The organism is Sphingorhabdus sp. M41 (assembly GCF_001586275.1).
Lineage (GTDB): Bacteria > Pseudomonadota > Alphaproteobacteria > Sphingomonadales > Sphingomonadaceae > Parasphingorhabdus.
The window spans coordinates 2,151,323-2,167,472 of the sequence record NZ_CP014545.1; the positions used below are offsets into that span (position 1 = coordinate 2,151,323).

General features: G+C 56.5%; 14 protein-coding genes. 8 read left to right on the plus strand and 6 right to left on the minus strand.

Annotation, left to right across the window (positions count from 1 at the left end; all coding sequences use genetic code 11):
• Positions 1 to 98: 98 nt before the first annotated feature.
• From AZE99_RS10275 to AZE99_RS10285, 3 genes are read left to right on the plus strand one after another with little or no spacing between them, the layout of a single operon-like run.
• A complete protein-coding gene (locus AZE99_RS10275) occupies positions 99 to 1,328 on the plus strand; it encodes a cytochrome P450 (protein WP_067200616.1) in 1,230 nt (409 codons plus the stop codon).
• Between the two features lie 57 nt (positions 1,329 to 1,385).
• Positions 1,386 to 3,797, plus strand: coding sequence for a TonB-dependent receptor (locus AZE99_RS10280; protein WP_067200619.1), 2,412 nt, complete (start codon positions 1,386 to 1,388; stop codon positions 3,795 to 3,797).
• Between the two features lie 36 nt (positions 3,798 to 3,833).
• Positions 3,834 to 4,229: a nuclear transport factor 2 family protein gene (locus AZE99_RS10285; RefSeq protein ID WP_067200622.1), complete on the plus strand. Its 396-nt coding sequence runs from the start codon at positions 3,834 to 3,836 to the stop codon at positions 4,227 to 4,229.
• Between the two features lie 449 nt (positions 4,230 to 4,678).
• Here AZE99_RS10285 and AZE99_RS10290 read toward each other — a convergent pair whose 3' ends face one another.
• Positions 4,679 to 5,395, minus strand: a complete 717-nt coding sequence (locus AZE99_RS10290; RefSeq protein WP_197460169.1) for a helix-turn-helix transcriptional regulator — start codon at positions 5,393 to 5,395, stop codon at positions 4,679 to 4,681.
• Between the two features lie 277 nt (positions 5,396 to 5,672).
• On the opposite strand from AZE99_RS10290, the gene AZE99_RS10295 reads away from it, so the two are divergent.
• The gene (locus tag AZE99_RS10295) at positions 5,673 to 6,077 is read left to right on the plus strand and encodes a hypothetical protein (protein WP_156472210.1); all 405 of its coding nucleotides are present in this window, start codon (positions 5,673 to 5,675) and stop codon (positions 6,075 to 6,077) included.
• Between the two features lie 168 nt (positions 6,078 to 6,245).
• On the opposite strand, the gene dnaJ is transcribed toward AZE99_RS10295, so the two are convergent.
• Together dnaJ and dnaK are read right to left on the minus strand one after the other, a co-directional pair.
• Complete coding sequence (gene dnaJ / locus AZE99_RS10300) at positions 6,246 to 7,403, minus strand: molecular chaperone DnaJ (RefSeq protein ID WP_067203540.1); 1,158 nt, start codon at positions 7,401 to 7,403, stop codon at positions 6,246 to 6,248.
• Positions 7,404 to 7,508: 105 nt separating this feature from the next.
• Positions 7,509 to 9,458, minus strand: coding sequence for a molecular chaperone DnaK (dnaK, locus tag AZE99_RS10305; protein WP_067200629.1), 1,950 nt, complete (start codon positions 9,456 to 9,458; stop codon positions 7,509 to 7,511).
• A gap of 192 nt (positions 9,459 to 9,650) precedes the next feature.
• Between dnaK and AZE99_RS10310 the strand changes: the two genes are divergently transcribed.
• Both AZE99_RS10310 and AZE99_RS10315 read left to right on the plus strand, forming a co-directional pair.
• Positions 9,651 to 10,103: a copper chaperone PCu(A)C gene (locus AZE99_RS10310; RefSeq protein ID WP_067200632.1), complete on the plus strand. Its 453-nt coding sequence runs from the start codon at positions 9,651 to 9,653 to the stop codon at positions 10,101 to 10,103.
• 9 nt (positions 10,104 to 10,112) lie between these two features.
• Positions 10,113 to 10,562 (plus strand): vgr related protein, encoded by a 450-nt coding sequence (locus tag AZE99_RS10315; RefSeq protein ID WP_067200635.1) that lies wholly within the window; start codon positions 10,113 to 10,115, stop codon positions 10,560 to 10,562.
• Between the two features lie 80 nt (positions 10,563 to 10,642).
• Here AZE99_RS10315 and AZE99_RS10320 read toward each other — a convergent pair whose 3' ends face one another.
• The 3 genes from AZE99_RS10320 to AZE99_RS10330 all read right to left on the minus strand — a co-directional run bounded on the left by AZE99_RS10320 (position 10,643) and on the right by AZE99_RS10330 (position 13,209).
• Entirely contained in the window at positions 10,643 to 11,317 is a 675-nt protein-coding gene (locus tag AZE99_RS10320) for an OmpW/AlkL family protein (RefSeq protein ID WP_067203541.1), read from the minus strand.
• Positions 11,318 to 11,460: 143 nt separating this feature from the next.
• Positions 11,461 to 12,849, minus strand: coding sequence for an MATE family efflux transporter (locus AZE99_RS10325; protein WP_067200638.1), 1,389 nt, complete (start codon positions 12,847 to 12,849; stop codon positions 11,461 to 11,463).
• Between the two features lie 69 nt (positions 12,850 to 12,918).
• A complete protein-coding gene (locus AZE99_RS10330; protein ID WP_067200640.1) occupies positions 12,919 to 13,209 on the minus strand; it encodes a YMGG-like glycine zipper-containing protein in 291 nt (96 codons plus the stop codon).
• 216 nt (positions 13,210 to 13,425) lie between these two features.
• Between AZE99_RS10330 and AZE99_RS10335 the strand changes: the two genes are divergently transcribed.
• Positions 13,426 to 14,586 carry an indoleamine 2,3-dioxygenase gene (locus AZE99_RS10335; protein ID WP_067200643.1) on the plus strand — a complete coding sequence of 387 codons (1,161 nt, stop codon included), beginning with the start codon at positions 13,426 to 13,428 and terminating at the stop codon, positions 14,584 to 14,586.
• 99 nt (positions 14,587 to 14,685) lie between these two features.
• Positions 14,686 to 16,044, plus strand: coding sequence for a GntP family permease (locus AZE99_RS10340; protein WP_067200646.1), 1,359 nt, complete (start codon positions 14,686 to 14,688; stop codon positions 16,042 to 16,044).
• The last annotated feature ends 106 nt before the right edge of the window (positions 16,045 to 16,150 follow it).

Below are 16,150 nucleotides of genomic sequence, written 5' to 3' on the forward strand. Positions count from 1 at the left end.
GAGATTTAGATCGGTTGACAAAATCCTTTTCCAATTCATATTATGTCTAACGGACACTATGTCCCAACGACATATAATATTTTGAGGATTGAGGATATATGAAACCCGCGTTCAGCGTCGACCAATTGAGCAGCCCGGAGGTGATCCGGAATCCCTATCCTTATTATGATCTGCTGCGCGACCAGTCGCCTGTATTTGGCTATCGCGATTTTCCTCCTGGTACGATGCCGGGTGTGGACGAGCCGAAGCCGTCCTGGGTGGTGCTCAATTTTGATGATGTCGCCGCCGTGGCGTGGGATCATGACAGCTTTTCGTCCCGCGACAGTCTGCAGGAAGAATCCTCTGCCCCCTCTTTGATGCTGGTCAATCATGACCGGCCGGAGCACACGCGGCTGCGCAAGATTGCGACCAAGGTTTTCCAGCCTGCCTCGATCAAATCGCTGGCACCGGCGGTAGACACGCTGGTCAGCAAAACCATGGACGACTTCTTCGTCACGGATAAGCCGGTTGACGTGATGGCCGACTATTGCGCGATGCTGCCAAGCAGAGTGATGGCCTATCTGTTCGGCATGCCTGCCGACATGGATCGGGACGTGCGCAACTGGGCCACCGCTTTCATGCTGTCCGCCGACATAAGTCCGCAAGAGCGGCAAGCCTATAATGAAGAAGCCATGGCCTTTTTCGCGCAGCATGTCCGGGACCATATGGGCCGGATTGCGAAAGGCGAGGATATGCCTGGTCCGCTGCTCAACGCCTTCATCCGCACCGAGGTCGACGGCGACCGCCTGTCCTTCGAGGAAATCGTCCGATTCTGCATGACCGCCACCGTGGCCGGCGCAGAGACGACCTCTTTCTATCTCGGCAATCTGATCGCCGTGTTCGCCGACTTCAACGAGATCTGGCAGGGATTCGTCGAGGATGCCACGCAGTTCGACGCGATCTACAAGGAAACCCTACGCTTTCACGGCCCGCCGCAGCGGTTATTCCGCGTCGCGACCCGCGACATCACGATCGGCAATGCTGACATAAAGCGCGGCGACTGGGTCGCCTGCTTTTTTGGCGCGGCCAATTATGATCCGGACGCATTTCCCGAACCTTACGAGTTCCGCCTGAACCGCAAGAATGCCAATCTCCATATGAGCTTCGGCTACGGCATCCATCGCTGTCTGGGCGCACCGCTGGCCCATCTGGAAGCGGAGTCCACCGCGCGCATGCTGCGCGAACGATACAGGCAGATCGAACGCGTGGGCGAAGCGGTCTGGCAGGATGTCAGCCTGCTCAACCACGGCCTGCACAGCAACCCGGTGATTTTTCGCGCCCGGGATTAGCCCCACAAAATATTCAAAAACTACGGTGAACAAAATCACCGAACGAGGGAGGAAGAGATGAAAATCCGGAACAACGAGAAGGCGGTGCTGGCGACCGCCAGCCTGCTCGCCACCATGGCAAATCCAGCGCCGCTCTACGCCCAGCAGGATGCGAGCGGTGAAGCGCAGGAAAGCACCGGCGATGTCATCATCGTCACCGCCAACCGCCGGGCAGAATCGATTCAGGATGCGCCTCTGTCGATCACCGCTTTCGGCGGCGATGAACTCGCCAACCGGTCGATCACCTCGATTGAACAGGTCGGCGCGATCGCGCCCGGGGTCCAGATATCCACCTATCAGGGGGACACGTCGATCTTCATCCGCGGCATCGGCACACCGACGATCATCGCCGGCACCGACAGTTCGACCGCGACCTATATCGACGGCGTCTATATCAGTCGCCCGGCCGCGATCGGCCCGCAATTTTTCGATATCGAACGGATCGAGGTGCTGCGCGGACCGCAGGGCACGCTCTACGGGCGTAACGCCACCGGCGGCGCGGTCAATATCGTCACCAATCGCCCGACGGATTATCTGGAAGGCAATCTGCAGCTGACGGTCGGCAATTATGATCACTTTCGGGTCGCCGGGGCCCTGAGCGGACCGCTGGGCGATACGATCCGCGCGCGCCTTGCCTTTCAATGGGAAGATCGCGACGGCTATGCGACCATAACCCGCCCCGACGACAGCACCGAGCGGGTGGAAGACAAGGAGGATTATTCCATCCGTCTCACCGTCGAGGCCGACCTCTCCCCGGATGCGACCCTGACCCTAAACGGCGACTATTATCGCGCCGATGACAAGGCCAATGCCTATTATTACGCCAGCGCGGGCTATGCCGATGAGGTTCCGGGCTGGTACGGAACGCGGGAGGGATCACAGACCCTGCCCTATTTCGGGATGAAAAATGCCGGCCGTGTGTCCGAAGCCGCTTCCCGCGATATTTTTGCCGATGTTCCTTATTTCAACAAGGTCGAGAATTGGGGGCTTGGCGCAACGCTCGACTGGGATATTGCCGAATATGCTCTGAAGGTCATCGGCAGTTATCGCGACACCAATCCGGTCTCGCAGAATGAATTCGATCTGTCGGACGCCTATGTCAATTATGTCGGGCGCGAAGAGGATCACTGGCAATGGAGCGGTGAAGTGCAGCTGAGCTCGCCCACCGACAAACCATTTTCGTGGATTGCCGGCGCTTATTATTTCGAAGAACGCAATATCATCGACAATGATATTTTCGGCAATTTCTGGGAGCCGATCCTGATCCAGGGCTTCACGGATCTGCAGGCGGCCGGCGTCTTGCCGCCCTTCCCCGTGGTCTTCCCCGAAAGCGACCTGTGCTGCGAATTGCATCTGAGCGGCGAACAGGAAACAAAAGCCTGGGCGACCTATCTCGATACGCAATGGGAAGTGTCGGACCAGGTCACCGTCCGGCTCGGCGGTCGCTACAGCGAGGAGCGGCGAGACGGGCGCCAGAATTTCGATCTGGTGATGCTCCCCGATATCCGCATCGCACCGAACACGACATTCTTTCCCGATGCGATCACCGAAGACCGCGATGCGGCCCAGCCCGATCCATTCGGTTTCGTCATCGCGCCGGTCAACGGCCCGACAACGTTCAGCGCCTTCACGCCGAAACTCGGCATTGATTTCAAACCGAGCGACGATGTCATGCTCTATGCTTCGGTGCTGCGCGGCTTCAAGAGCGGCGGCTATAATATCGGGAGCAGCCAGCGCGACCCGTTCGAACCGGAAAAAATTTGGTCCTATGAGATCGGCGCGCGCAGCGAGTTGCTCGACCGCGCCCTAATGCTCAACGCTTCGGCCTTCTGGTATGATTATACCAATCTGCAGGCGCAGGACAGCGTCGGCAACCAGCCGATCATCCGCAATGTCGGCAAGGCTAGAGTACGCGGCTTTGAAGTCGAAACCGTCGCCAGACCGACCGACTTCTTCCGGCTGGAAGGCGCGCTGACCTATGTCGATGCGCAATTTACCGAGTGTCAGTTGACCGAAGCCCTGCGCCCTGCTCCGCTCACCCAGGATCCGGGGACATTTGTCCGCGATCTTGACGGTCTTCGCCTGCCGCGCGCGCCGCGCTGGAAATATAGCATTGCCGGCCAGGTGGAGCAGCCGGTGGGTGACAGCGGCACGATCATCGCCCGCGCCGAATATCACTGGCAGAGCAAAATCTATTTCACCGTATTCAACATCGATGCCGCGTCACAGGAAAGCTTTGGCCTGCTTCGCGCCAGCCTTGGCTTCACCAGCGCCGATGACAGGTGGAGCGTCCGCCTGTTCGGCGACAATCTGACCGGCGAGACCTATTTCACCAACCAGATACTGACCGGCGGATTTTATGGCGCCGAATTTGTGGGGCCGCTCGGTGCGCCGAGCACCTATGGCGTCGACCTGCGGTTCAACTTCTGAGGCGGTCCAGCGCCACCCTATCCAAGGAGAATATCCATGATCGACCCGATTGACGTGACCAAGAATGTTTTCACAGCCTTTGGCGCTGCCGATGTGGATATGATCGTCCAATGGCTGCATCCCGATGTACGGATCGAATTTTACGGACCCGAGGTCATCCCCTATGCCGGGACCTATGAGGGTCTCAACCGGGCGCGCGGCTTTTTCGAAACCGTCCTGTCCTCTGTCGATATCCACCAGTTCGATCCGGAAGAGTTTATTTGCGAAGGTGACAAGGTCGTCGTCACTGGCCATTTGCGGCTGACCGCCCGCTCAACCGGTAGAGAGATCGAATCCGACTTCGTCCATGTCATCACGGTTGCGGATGAGAAATGGCTGTTGTTCCGCGATTTCATGAACACTGTTGAAGCGGCCAAGGCATTCGCCGAATAGTTCTTCCTTCTCCGCTGGTGAATGGCCAATTATCTTGCCTGCGACTCTACGGGACCAGAGATATTGACCCTGAAAATCCAGGTTTACTGCAATCTGGATGCCCGGTTAGTGGATAGCCATGAATATAAATATCGCGTCAGCGGTTAATTTAAAACCAATCCGGCCGTTCTTAGATCAGATTGATGATGCAGTGGGAATATTCCCCTTCGGATTGGCCTTTGTCCCACCCTGACCAATATGATGCGGCGATGACCCCAGCTACGAAACATCAATTCAGCGGGTCAAGAAGGCTGGTCCCTTCTTGACCCGCTTGCTATCTCCGGCAAATATCCGATGATTTCAATAACCGAAGTGGATGCCCAATTGCAGATTGCGGGCAACCACAGCCACGCCCCCTGCATTGGCCGGGAGACACTCCTGCAACGCATAGGCCCGCCAAGAGCCAGCGCTTACATCAACTTTATAAGTGAATTGCTCAGTCCGACGATCACCGCAGAAATACGGTCATTGACCTGAAGCTTCTTGAACAGCCGGCGAATGTAGGAATCCACCGTTGCCCGGGAAATATCCAATATGACCGCCATGTCCGAATTCGATTTTCCGCGAGAAATCCAGTATAAAACCTGGCTTTCCCGTTCGGAAAGCGGCGGTTCATTGTCATCGCTCTGATTGATGATGGCGCATATTCTTCGGTGATAGGATTGTGCAATGCCGACCAGAGGTCTGACAATTTCCTCGTCATCCGGGGAAATATATCGCCCGAAGTTCATGGAAAAATGGGAATTTCTGCTATTCGGACCGAATAGCGGCACGGCGACACCGTCTATGAAGCCCAAATCCATCGCTTTGCGGACAAATTCGCGATGCTTTTCCGTCAGTTTCTGATTGGCCACAGCCTGTTGCCACGTCATCACATGTCCGACGGCCATGACATGATCGGGAATGGGATCGGATTCCAGAATTTCCGGATCCAGATATGTAGAAACTATGTCTTCAGGATAACCGAAATGGAATACCGATGTCCGCTTCGACACCTGCGAGTAAAATGGCGGCGTGATATGATAAGACAGGGCCGTGACACCCTTGGCCATCAGTTCATGAGCAAGTTCATTCAATTGCGAAGCAACCGAATAGCCCTCCCTGACAGGATTATAATTAAACTCCACGACCTCCCCACACATTCCCGGTGCGATCAATTCCGAGGACGACCCATTTCTGGCCAGATAGCCCGAGAATATGATTAGCGACTTTTGGATTATAGATCAGGACCGATTAATTCATAGGACAAATATGCCATGGTCTCAGATATCCCGAAAATTCCGCAGAATGGTCGGCTTTTGGGGCACTGCGAACGCTGTCACGTGGCAACGTGACATGCCTCATCAAGGCAACCGTTATATAAGAAGGCATAATCAACAACTCTAAATAAAAAGAATTGAAAATATGCTCTCTGAAATAGAACAAATTTTCCCAACTATTTGCACCAATATGAAATTGGATATTGCTCAGATAGTTGAGGTACGAAAAAACCGCAGCAAATTGTTTAATGAACAATATTTCTCAAATAGGTTTTGGGATATTATATTGTTGCTATACGCCCATGAAATAGATGGAGTCTCCATAGATGCCAACACAATTGGCAAAAATCTGACCCTTAGCAAGGCTTCGGTTTTGCGATATTTGCAGGCGCTTTTTGACGATGATGTCATTTGTGCCTTTGACGGAAAAACGGATGAACCCGTCGATCTAGCGAACGATAATTTGACGCTTACCTCGCTTGGATTCGAAAATGTCGGAACCATCATTCAACAAACCCGCAAAGTTTTTGATTCCAGCACAAAACCCTGACCCCATTGCGTTGGACCATTGCGGTGTTTCCGCAAACGGTTTCATGACGATCACAGACCGAGGTAAAGTCCAGCATTAACCTTTGCGGTATTTCACAGACGGCGGTGAACGCGACCGATATAGCCTGATCGCCGAGAGTCCTGTGGTTCAGCCGTCAGGCGCGATATGTCAGGACTCAGTCAAATCTTCCCAGGCGTCTTTCAACTTGCCGAAGAAGCCAGTCGAATTGGGCGTTTCGTCACCGGTTTCGGTTTCCTGAAATTCGCGCAATATTTGCCGCTGCTGCTTGGACAGCCTTGTTGGCGTTTCGACTTCGATCTGGACCACCATATCGCCATGGCCGCGACCCCGCAGGACCGGCATGCCGGCACCGCGCTGGTGGATCTGCTTGCCGCTCTGGATACCGGCCGGAATACGGATGGCGTGTTTTTCGCCGTCAAGGCCTGGAATGGTGATTTCGCCACCCAGAGCCGCCAGGGTGAAACTGATCGGCGCGCGGGTGAACAGGGTTGTTCCTTCCCGCTCGAAAATATTGTGCCGGATCAGGTGGATGAAAATATAGAGATCGCCAGCCGGGGCACCGCGTGCGCCCGCCTCTCCCTTTCCGGTCAGACGGATACGGGTGCCGGTATCCACACCCGCCGGAATATCGACTTCCAGCGTCTGCGGCTTGTCCACCCTGCCCTCGCCATAACAGACGTGGCACGGGCTTTCGATCACTTCACCGCGACCCTGACAACTGGTGCAGGTCCGTTCGACCACGAAAAAGCCTTGCTGGGCCCGGACTTTGCCGTGGCCCTGACAGGTCGTGCAACGCTGCACACCGGTACCTGGTTCTGCTCCGGAGCCGTCGCATTCGTCACAGCCGACCGACACATCAATCTCTATTTCGGTATGTTTGCCATGATACGCGTCTTCAAGCGTGATTTCCATGTCATAGCGCAGGTCGGCACCGCGAGCCGGGCCGCGTTGCTGCTGCTGGCCACCAAAACCGCCGCCATTGCCGCCACCGAAAATGGTTTCGAAAATGTCACCGATGTCGTTGAACGCCGCGCCGCCAAATCCGCCTCCACCGCCGGCATTATTGCCGCCGCCATTGGTGAATGCCTCGTGACCGTAGCGGTCATAGGCCGCGCGTTTCTGCGGGTCCTTCAATACGTCATAAGCTTCGCTGATCGTCTTGAACTTGGCTTCGGCTGCTGCGTCGCCAGGATTCTTGTCGGGATGCCACTGCATCGCCAGCTTGCGATAGGATGACTTGAGAGTCGCGCCATCGCAATCGCGCGAGACGTTCAGTTGCTCATAATAATCGATTTCGGATGCCATATTCATGCTTCCCCCAAAGCGAGAAGATCGTCGTCCCGGCGCAGACCGTAGCCACTGGAATTACATCCAGTGACAGCGGCCTGCGCGCGAGCGACGGTCCAATATTTACTCAGCCGCCTTGGCGTCATCTTTCTTGTCGCTGTCGTCAGAGTCATCCACTTCGGAGAACTCGGCATCGACAACATCATCATCAGCTGCCTTGGCCGCTGCATCTGCTGCAGCAGCATCACCGGCGTCGCCGCCAGCAGCCTGTTCCGCTTCATAGATCTTCTGACCCATTTGCATGGAAACTTGCGCCAGCGCTTCAGACTTGGTCTTCATCGCTTCGGGATCACCACTTTCGATGGCTTCCTTGGTTTCCTTGACCGCCGCTTCGATCTGGCCTTTCAAGTCGGCGTCAATCTTGTCGCCATGCTCTTCAAGCTGCTTCTCAGTGGTGTGAACAAGGCTTTCGGCATTGTTCTTGGCTTCCGCCTCGGCACGCCGTTGCTTGTCTTCTTCTGCAAATTTCTCAGCATCCTGAACCATCTGGTCGATATCGCTATCGCTCAGACCGCCGGAAGCCTGGATCTTGATCTGCTGTTCCTTGCCCGTGCCCTTGTCTTTAGCGGACACGTTGACGATGCCGTTGGCGTCGATGTCGAACGTCACATCAATCTGAGGAACGCCGCGTGGCGCGGGTGGGATGCCAACCAAGTCGAACTGGCCAAGCATCTTGTTGTCCGCCGCCATTTCGCGCTCACCCTGGAAGACCCGGATCGTCACCGCGCCCTGATTGTCATCAGCGGTCGAGTAGACTTGTGATTTCTTCGTCGGGATCGTGGTGTTACGGTCGATCATGCGGGTAAACACGCCGCCGAGGGTTTCAATACCCAGCGACAATGGTGTCACGTCGAGCAGCAACACGTCCTTGACGTCGCCCTGCAAAACACCTGCCTGAATGGCAGCGCCCATGGCCACTACTTCATCCGGGTTTACGCCAACATGTGGTTCCCGGCCGAAGAATTTCTCCACGGTTTCACGAACCAACGGCATGCGAGTCATACCGCCAACCATCACGACATCGTCGATCTCCTTGGCTTCGACGCCAGCGTCCTTCAGTGCCTTTTTGCAAGGGTCCAGAGTGCGCTTCACAAGATCGCCAACCAGCTTTTCGAGATCTGAGCGACTGATCGCCTTGACCAGATGCTTTGGACCGTTTTGATCTGCGGTAATGAACGGCAAGTTGATTTCGGTCGTCTGCGCACTCGACAGCTCGATTTTCGCTTTTTCAGCAGCTTCCTTGAGACGCTGCAATGCAAGCTTGTCCTTGGTCAGGTCGATGCTTTCGGCTTTCTTGAAGTCAGCGGCTAGAAACTCGACCAGCTTGGCATCAAAATCTTCACCGCCGAGGAACGTGTCACCGTTGGTCGATTTCACTTCGAACACACCGTCGCCGATTTCGAGGATCGAAATATCGAATGTACCGCCGCCAAGGTCGTAAACGGCAATCGTCTTGCCTTCGCTCTTGTCGAGACCATAAGCGAGCGCCGCTGCGGTTGGCTCGTTGATGATACGCAATACTTCGAGGCCGGCAATCTTGCCCGCATCCTTGGTTGCCTGACGCTGTGCGTCGTTAAAATAGGCAGGTGTGGTGATCACGGCCTGGGTTACGGTTTCGCCAAGATAGGCTTCTGCCGTCTCTTTCATCTTCTGCAATGTATAAGCAGAAATCTGTGACGGGCTATAATCTTCGCCGCCTGCTTTGACCCAAGCGTCGCCGTTAGAGCCCTTGACGATTTCATAAGGAACCAGTTCCATGTCTTTCTTCGTCATCGGATCATCGAACCGGCGACCGATCAGACGCTTCACAGCAAATATCGTGCTTTCCGGATTGGTGACAGCCTGACGCTTTGCCGGCTGACCAATCAGGCGCTCGCCATCCTTGGTGAATGCGACGACAGACGGTGTGGTCCGCGCGCCTTCTGAATTTTCAATTACCTTTGGCTTTCCGCCATCCATAACGGCAACACAGCTGTTGGTGGTGCCAAGATCAATTCCGATAACTTTACCCATAAATCCCTCAATCAATTTTCTAACATTAGCAAAATTGCCGCCCGGCCCTGTTCAAGTGGCACCGTTACGGCTTCGTCAAGCGATATAGGTGCCATTTTTCTTGGCACAAGACGTGAGTCCCCCTACATTTGAAAAATCAACGCAAAACGACCATATCGGGACAGATTTGCAACGATTTAACGAGGTATTCCAATGAACAAGATCGCCGTCATGCTTGCTGCATCCACATCATTTCTGCTCACCTCCTGTGGTCAGGGGGACATTCTCTTCGCTGACAAAGCAGTGGTCAACCTGTCACCGGTGGAAGGCAATCCTTCCGCTGGCTATATGGACCTGCATGGCGGCCGGGTGGATGTGGAACTGGTCGGCGTCACCTCCGATGATGTGCTGCGCATGGAAATGCACGAGACAGTGGAAAAAGATGGCATGGCGAGCATGGCGAAGCTCAAATCGATACCGGTCCCGGCAGGCAAGACGGTCAAGCTTGAACCAGGGGGAAAACATCTGATGATCTGGGGCGTGGGCGAAGGTTCAAAGAAGCGCGGGCTGCTGACCATGACGCTGATCTATTCCAACGATGACCGGATCGAGATTGATGCCGTGGTCAAAAAAGTCGGCGACCCCGCGACAGCATCTGAAGAATAAGGCAACCAGATGACAGGCCGCAGGCTGACCCGATCCGAAGTCGAACTGTGCTTGTCCGTGTTCGGGCAGGCGATCGATTATGACAGGGTAACGGTCTACAACCGCAAATGGTGGCTGTTCCAGAATTCCAGGGTCACCATGGCGCCGGATGGCAATCTCTGGTTTCATCCGAAAAGCGAACTGTTCTGTGATGATTTCTGCGGATCGTCGCGCAACATCCAGGCGCTGTTCATCCACGAAATGGCGCACGTCTGGCAGCATCAGCAGGGCGTTTTCCTGCCATTGGCGCGCCATCCCTTCTGCCGCTATGATTATGAATTGCTGCCGGGCAAGGGTTTCGCGGACTATGGCATTGAGCAGCAGGCGGAGATTGTCAGCCATTATTTCCTGTTACAATCCGGAGCCAGATTGAAAAACGGTTATGACATGAAAGATTATCAAGGCTTATTGCCCTTTTAGCCTGACCCTCAACCAGGTTTGCAGATGGCCGGAAAGCATTGCTTCCCGGCCATCTTGCTTCCGCTCCAATTGCCGAACGGTCAGAACCGATAGGCCAGTCCGGCGCTGAACACCCAGGGATCAATCCTGTGCCGCGTCCGCAAGACTTCCGTGTCGCCAGCAAACCAGCGAGCCGTTGTGTTGACGAAATAGCGCTTGGCATCGACGCTCAGGCCCAGCCCCTTGTCATTGATCGGCAGGTCAAATCCCGCCTGCAGGGCAACACCGACCTTGTCATTCATCTTTTGCCGGGTCGCGCCCAGCGCCCGAGCCGTGTCTCCGGCCTTTTCATCAATGAAAATGAAATAGGTCGGTCCGACGCCAACATAGGGTTTGAAGCCACTGCCATCACCGAAATGATATTTAGCGGTTAGCGTCGCGGGTATGATATTTGCGTTAGACACAAGTCCAGCGCCATCCAGAGGCCCGGTGCCGGTGACGTCATGCTGGGTAACGCAGCAGATGGTTTCGAGGGAAATATTCGACGTGACGAAATATTCCGCAGCGATGGTCGGAACAATATTGTCGTCAGCCTTCGTCTGCGTGCCGACCGGCAATCCGATATCGTCCCGTTCGATGGACGTGATCTTGCCATCGGGCGCCACCAGCGTGGCGAGTGCCTTGATCTGAATCTTGCCATCGCCGGAGCCGGCGAACGCCGTTCCGCTCATCGCCAATGCCCCCGCTGCTGCAACCCATTTCAGTGTATTTTTCATGTCATTCATTCCCTGTCCGGTTTCTCTCCGGCGCCATTAACGGGATGGGGAAATGACCGACATACGCAATTTCCCTGATCGGAACCGAAAAGAGCTATATCATTGACTCGGGATGAAAATCCGGCCGGGTTCTGCGTCGCTATTTATGGCAGCAGACCAATTTTTGCGCGCATCATCCAGCGGGCCAGCATCAGCACCGCGACCACGCTCAGTCCTCCGGCCAGTCCGGTCCAGATACCGACCCCTTCCCAGCCTTGCCAGAAGGCGAGACTGGCACCCAGGCCAATACCTATGAACCAATAGCCCATCAGTGCGAACAGCATCGGCATGGTCGTGTCATGCAAACCGCGAAGCATGCCGGCGCCAACGACCTGAGCACCGTCGACGATCTGGAAGATGGCGGCAATGGCGAGGAAGCTTACGGCCAGCGCCGCGACCTCGGCATTGCCCGGCGCGCTGGCATCGATGAACAAAGAAATCAGAAAATCGGGAGCAAGAACGAACACCAGCGCCATCGCTGCCATGAATGATGTGCCAAGGATGAAGCTGACCCAGCCGGCGCGTTTGATCGCGGCGTGATCCTTGCGACCATATTGAATGCCCACGCGCACTGTGGCTGCCTGCCCCAGGCCCATTGGCACCATGAATGTCAGCGCGGCGAGTTGCAGGGCTATCGCATGGGCCGCAACCGACGCGGTGCTGATCAGGCCCATCAGCAGAGCCGCAAAGCCGAATACGGAGCCTTCCAGCCCCATGGTGATCGCGATTGGCAGGCCAAGTTTCCACATCCCGCGAAACCGCTGCCAGTCGCTGCGCCAGAACCGCCCGAACAAATGATAGCGACGAAAACGCTTGTGACGGATGACGACGATCGCCAGCCCGACGAACATCAGGACGTTGGTCATCACGCTGCCGATGCCGGCACCAAGAACACCAAATTCCGGCACGCCGAACTTGCCGAAAATCAGCGCGTAGTTGAACAGGGCGTTTGAAAGCACGCCGATGACGCTGATGATCAGCGCCCAGACCGGCTGTTCCAGCGCGGAAATGAAGTTGCGCAGGATGAGGAAGAACAGAAACGGCAGGATCGACCACATATAGGCGCTGATATAGGTGCCGGCGATGGCGGCGAGGTCCGGCTGCTGGCCGAATAGCAGCAAAAGGCTTTCGGTATTCCAGAGCAGGATCCAGAAGGGTATGAGAACCGTGACCGCAGCCCACATGGCCTGACGGAAAGTCCGGCGCACATCGCGGACGCTATGCTGCATTCGGCCGATTTCGGTGGCCATCATCGGGGCAGAGGCGGTGATCAGTCCCATGCAGAAAATCGCCGCGGTCATCGCCAGATTAAAACCAAGCGTGGCCGCTGCGAGCTCGCGTGCACCGAGCCAGCCGAGCATCAGCACGTCGGTCGCGCCGATCAGTGCCATCGTCAGGTTCGACAGGATCAGCGGCCAGGCAAGCGCGAGCGTGGTGCGCAACTCGTGCCGCCATGGTTGTTGCTCTCGCAGGCTAAGGGACGCGCCGGTCATCGGCGGGCGTTAGCCCAAGGTGCGTTGCTAGGCCAGTGAAACCGCGCCCCGGCCTAAAGGCCCGAGAGTTTATCTCGGGTCTTCGGGATAGCCGCGTGTTCCGTAGCAGTCATCGTCGAGACGTCCGTTGCGGTCATAACCGTCACAGCCATCATTCTTGTCGATGAAATAGCCACCAGCCGCTCCGGCCGCGGCACCGATTGCAGCACCTTCCAGCACATCACCGCCGGTAAGAGCTCCGATGGCAGCGCCCGCTGCAGCACCGGCTCCAGCGCCTTCGACTGCGTAATTTTCAGCACAGGCGGTCAGGCTGACTGCCGCTGTTGCAGCCAATGCGAGTTGTCTTGCCCATATGATCATCGTGATTCTCCTAAATTTCGTTCCGTCGCCCCATAAACACCGCATTCCTTCTACGGTTCCTGAACGAGCTGCCTTTGCAAGGCAGAACGCTTCACTGGTGCGACCGGCTGCTCCATCGGGCGATTGTGAAAATCGATTTGCCCCTATTGATTTCATTTGATACCATCCTGCTGTTGCGCAAGCGGCCCAACCCGCGCTTGCCCAAGTGGTGACCCTATGAAATTGTCAGATTATGATATGTCCGCAGCGCGCGGATTTCTCTCACATTTCGAAATAGTCGATATTGACCTTCCCGATATTTTTGTCCCCATCATCAAGGCGGCAGAAAATCTGTCCGGCCTGATGACCACCGGCCGGGTGCGGCACTGGCTGGAACGTTTGCCGATGCTTGATCTTGCCGACTGGGCGGCGAGCGCACCGGAAGAACAGGTCCGGGTGGCGATGGTCCGCTATTCCTTTCTGGTCCAGGCCTATGTCTGGGGCGAAAGCGAAGCACCTACCGCCCTGCCCGCCAATCTCGCCCGTCCGATGGTGGCTCTGGCCGAGCGGCTCGATCAGGCGCCGTTGCTGCCCTATAGCGGCTATGTGCTCGACAATTGGGCGCGACTGGACCGGCAAGGCCCGATCACGCTCGACAATGTGTATATGGTGCAGAATTTCTACGGCGGAGCGGATGAGAACTGGTTCGTGCTGATCCATGTCGCGATTGAGGCTGCTGCGGGACCGCTTCTCGGCCTTGCCTGCGATCTTGTTGAAGCCGCCGGTGCCGAAGATATAACCAGAACAACAGCGCTGCTCGAGGAAATGGATGACCATTGGGATAGGGTAAACGCGATATTTGACCGGATGCCCGAGCGCTGCGATCCCTATATATATTATCAGCGGGTGCGGCCCTATATCCACGGCTGGGCGAATAATCCGGCGTTGCCCGCCGGCCTGGTCTACGAAGGCGTCGAGAAATATCAGGGCGTTGGCCAGTCGTTTCGCGGCCAGACCGGGTCGCAAAGCTCGATCGTGCCGAGCATGGACGCGCTGTTCCAGGTGCAGCATGGCAATGACCCGCTGCGCAGCTTTCTCGACGAACTGCACGCCTATCGGCCGGTCCAGCACCGGCGCTTTATCGAGGATCTGCGCGAGCAGAGCCGATTGCGCGATTTTGCCATTGCCAGCGGTGACCCGGCGTTGAGGCAGGCGTTCAATGCCAGTGTTGAGCAAGTCGCGCGCTTTCGCACAAGGCATCTGGAATATGCCGCCAGCTATATCAACAAGCAGGCCAATAGCGGCAAGGGCAATGATACCGAAGTGGGCACCGGTGGTACGCCGTTCATGAAATATCTGAAGAAGCACCGCGATGAGAATCGGGCGCAGGTGATCTGATCCCGCCCGTTGGCACTGCGATCGAAATGATGGTTTTAGCAGTTGCACCCCGGGCTTGGCCTCTGCCATTAGGCAGCGCTCAAGTTTCGGGGGACATTCATGCTATCGGCAATCGGGCTTATCGGCGGACTGGGGCTGCTCATCTGGATGACGGTGCGCGGGGTGAATATCCTGATTGCCGGGCCGGTTGCCGCGGCGGTTGTCGCGCTGACCAGCGGCATCGCCTGGCTGCCGCCGCTTGCCGCAGCCGGTGCGCCGGATTTTGCCACCGCCTATATGGACGGCTTTGTCGGCTTCTTCAAAAGCTGGTTCTTCATGTTCCTGCTCGGCGCAATATTCGGCGAGATCATGGGGGCCAGCGGCGCTGCGGCCAGCGTGGCGCATTGGGTCATCGAGAAGATCGGGATAAAACATGCGGTACTGGCCGTTGTCGCCGCCTGCGCGATACTGACCTATGGCGGGGTCAGCGTGTTCATCGTGTCGTTCAGCGTCTATTCGCTGGCGGTGCATCTGTTTCGCGAGGCGGATCTGCCGCGGCGCTTCATTCCCGCAGCGCTGGCTTTCGGGTCGGTGACCTTCACCATGACCAGCGCCGGCAGCCCGGAAATCCAGAATCTGATCCCGATGGAATATCTCGGCACCAATGCTTATGCCGGCTGGCAGGTCAGTCTGGTGATCGCGCTGTTCATGGCGATAACCGGACAATATTGGCTCAACCATATGGTCAAGCGCGCAGTCGCCAGGGGCGAGCATTTTGTCGGCCGCGAAAGCGATGATCAGAACAGCGACTATAGCAATCTGCCTGCGCCCTTGCTTTGCATCCTGCCGCTGGTCGCGGTGCTGGCGATCTTTCTGGTCTTTCAATATCCGCAGGATATGGGGCCGCTCTCGGCGATCCTGCCGCAGGAATCGCTCGACAAATGGGCGCTGGTGGCGGCGCTGGGATCGGGCGCGGTGGTTGCCCTGATCGTCGGTCATCAGAAACTGAAATCCATGCCGGACGCCTTTTCGCGGGGTGCAACCAGCGCGGTGGTGGCGATCACCAATACCTGCGCGGTGGTCGGATTTGGCTCCGTTGCCAAGCTTTCACCTGCCTTTCAGGAAGCGCTCATTCTGGTGCAGAATATTCCGGGCAGCCCGCTGATCGGCGCGGCCATTGCGGTTACCGTGATCGCCGGTTTGACCGGCTCCGCATCGGGCGGCCAGTCGATCGCCCTGCCCCTGATCGCGCCCCATTATCTCGATGTCGGCGCGCAACCCGACGAGCTGCACCGCGTCGTCGCCATTTCCTCCGGTGCGCTCGATAGCCTGCCGCATAATGGCTATGTTGTAACCACGATCCGCGCCGTATGCGGCGAAACTCACCGCGACGCTTATGGCGCAGTTGGTGCTTTGACGGTGGTGATACCGGTGATCGGGACGATCATGGCGGTGATCCTGTTCGGGATTTTCAGCTGACCGCAATGCGTTCTCCAGCGGATCAGCAAAGCCGATAACTGGAAGAATTGGAAGCATGTTACGCGTTGCGGACAGGCAAAAGTGATATCTAAGACTTAACCTTAGA

What these genes read in the sequence shown, in the direction of transcription:
- AZE99_RS10275 (WP_067200616.1), top strand. Translation starts at nt 99, where the DNA reads ATGAAACCCGCGTTCAGCGTCGACCAATTGAGCAGCCCGGAGGTGATC.
- AZE99_RS10280 (WP_067200619.1), top strand. Translation starts at nt 1,386, where the DNA reads ATGAAAATCCGGAACAACGAGAAGGCGGTGCTGGCGACCGCCAGCCTG.
- AZE99_RS10285 (WP_067200622.1), top strand. Translation starts at nt 3,834, where the DNA reads ATGATCGACCCGATTGACGTGACCAAGAATGTTTTCACAGCCTTTGGC.
- AZE99_RS10295 (WP_156472210.1), top strand. Translation starts at nt 5,673, where the DNA reads ATGCTCTCTGAAATAGAACAAATTTTCCCAACTATTTGCACCAATATG.
- dnaJ (WP_067203540.1), bottom strand. Translation starts at nt 7,403, where the DNA reads ATGGCATCCGAAATCGATTATTATGAGCAACTGAACGTCTCGCGCGAT.
- dnaK (WP_067200629.1), bottom strand. Translation starts at nt 9,458, where the DNA reads ATGGGTAAAGTTATCGGAATTGATCTTGGCACCACCAACAGCTGTGTT.
- AZE99_RS10310 (WP_067200632.1), top strand. Translation starts at nt 9,651, where the DNA reads ATGAACAAGATCGCCGTCATGCTTGCTGCATCCACATCATTTCTGCTC.
- AZE99_RS10315 (WP_067200635.1), top strand. Translation starts at nt 10,113, where the DNA reads ATGACAGGCCGCAGGCTGACCCGATCCGAAGTCGAACTGTGCTTGTCC.
- AZE99_RS10320 (WP_067203541.1), bottom strand. Translation starts at nt 11,317, where the DNA reads ATGAAAAATACACTGAAATGGGTTGCAGCAGCGGGGGCATTGGCGATG.
- AZE99_RS10325 (WP_067200638.1), bottom strand. Translation starts at nt 12,849, where the DNA reads ATGACCGGCGCGTCCCTTAGCCTGCGAGAGCAACAACCATGGCGGCAC.
- AZE99_RS10330 (WP_067200640.1), bottom strand. Translation starts at nt 13,209, where the DNA reads ATGATCATATGGGCAAGACAACTCGCATTGGCTGCAACAGCGGCAGTC.
- AZE99_RS10335 (WP_067200643.1), top strand. Translation starts at nt 13,426, where the DNA reads ATGAAATTGTCAGATTATGATATGTCCGCAGCGCGCGGATTTCTCTCA.
- AZE99_RS10340 (WP_067200646.1), top strand. Translation starts at nt 14,686, where the DNA reads ATGCTATCGGCAATCGGGCTTATCGGCGGACTGGGGCTGCTCATCTGG.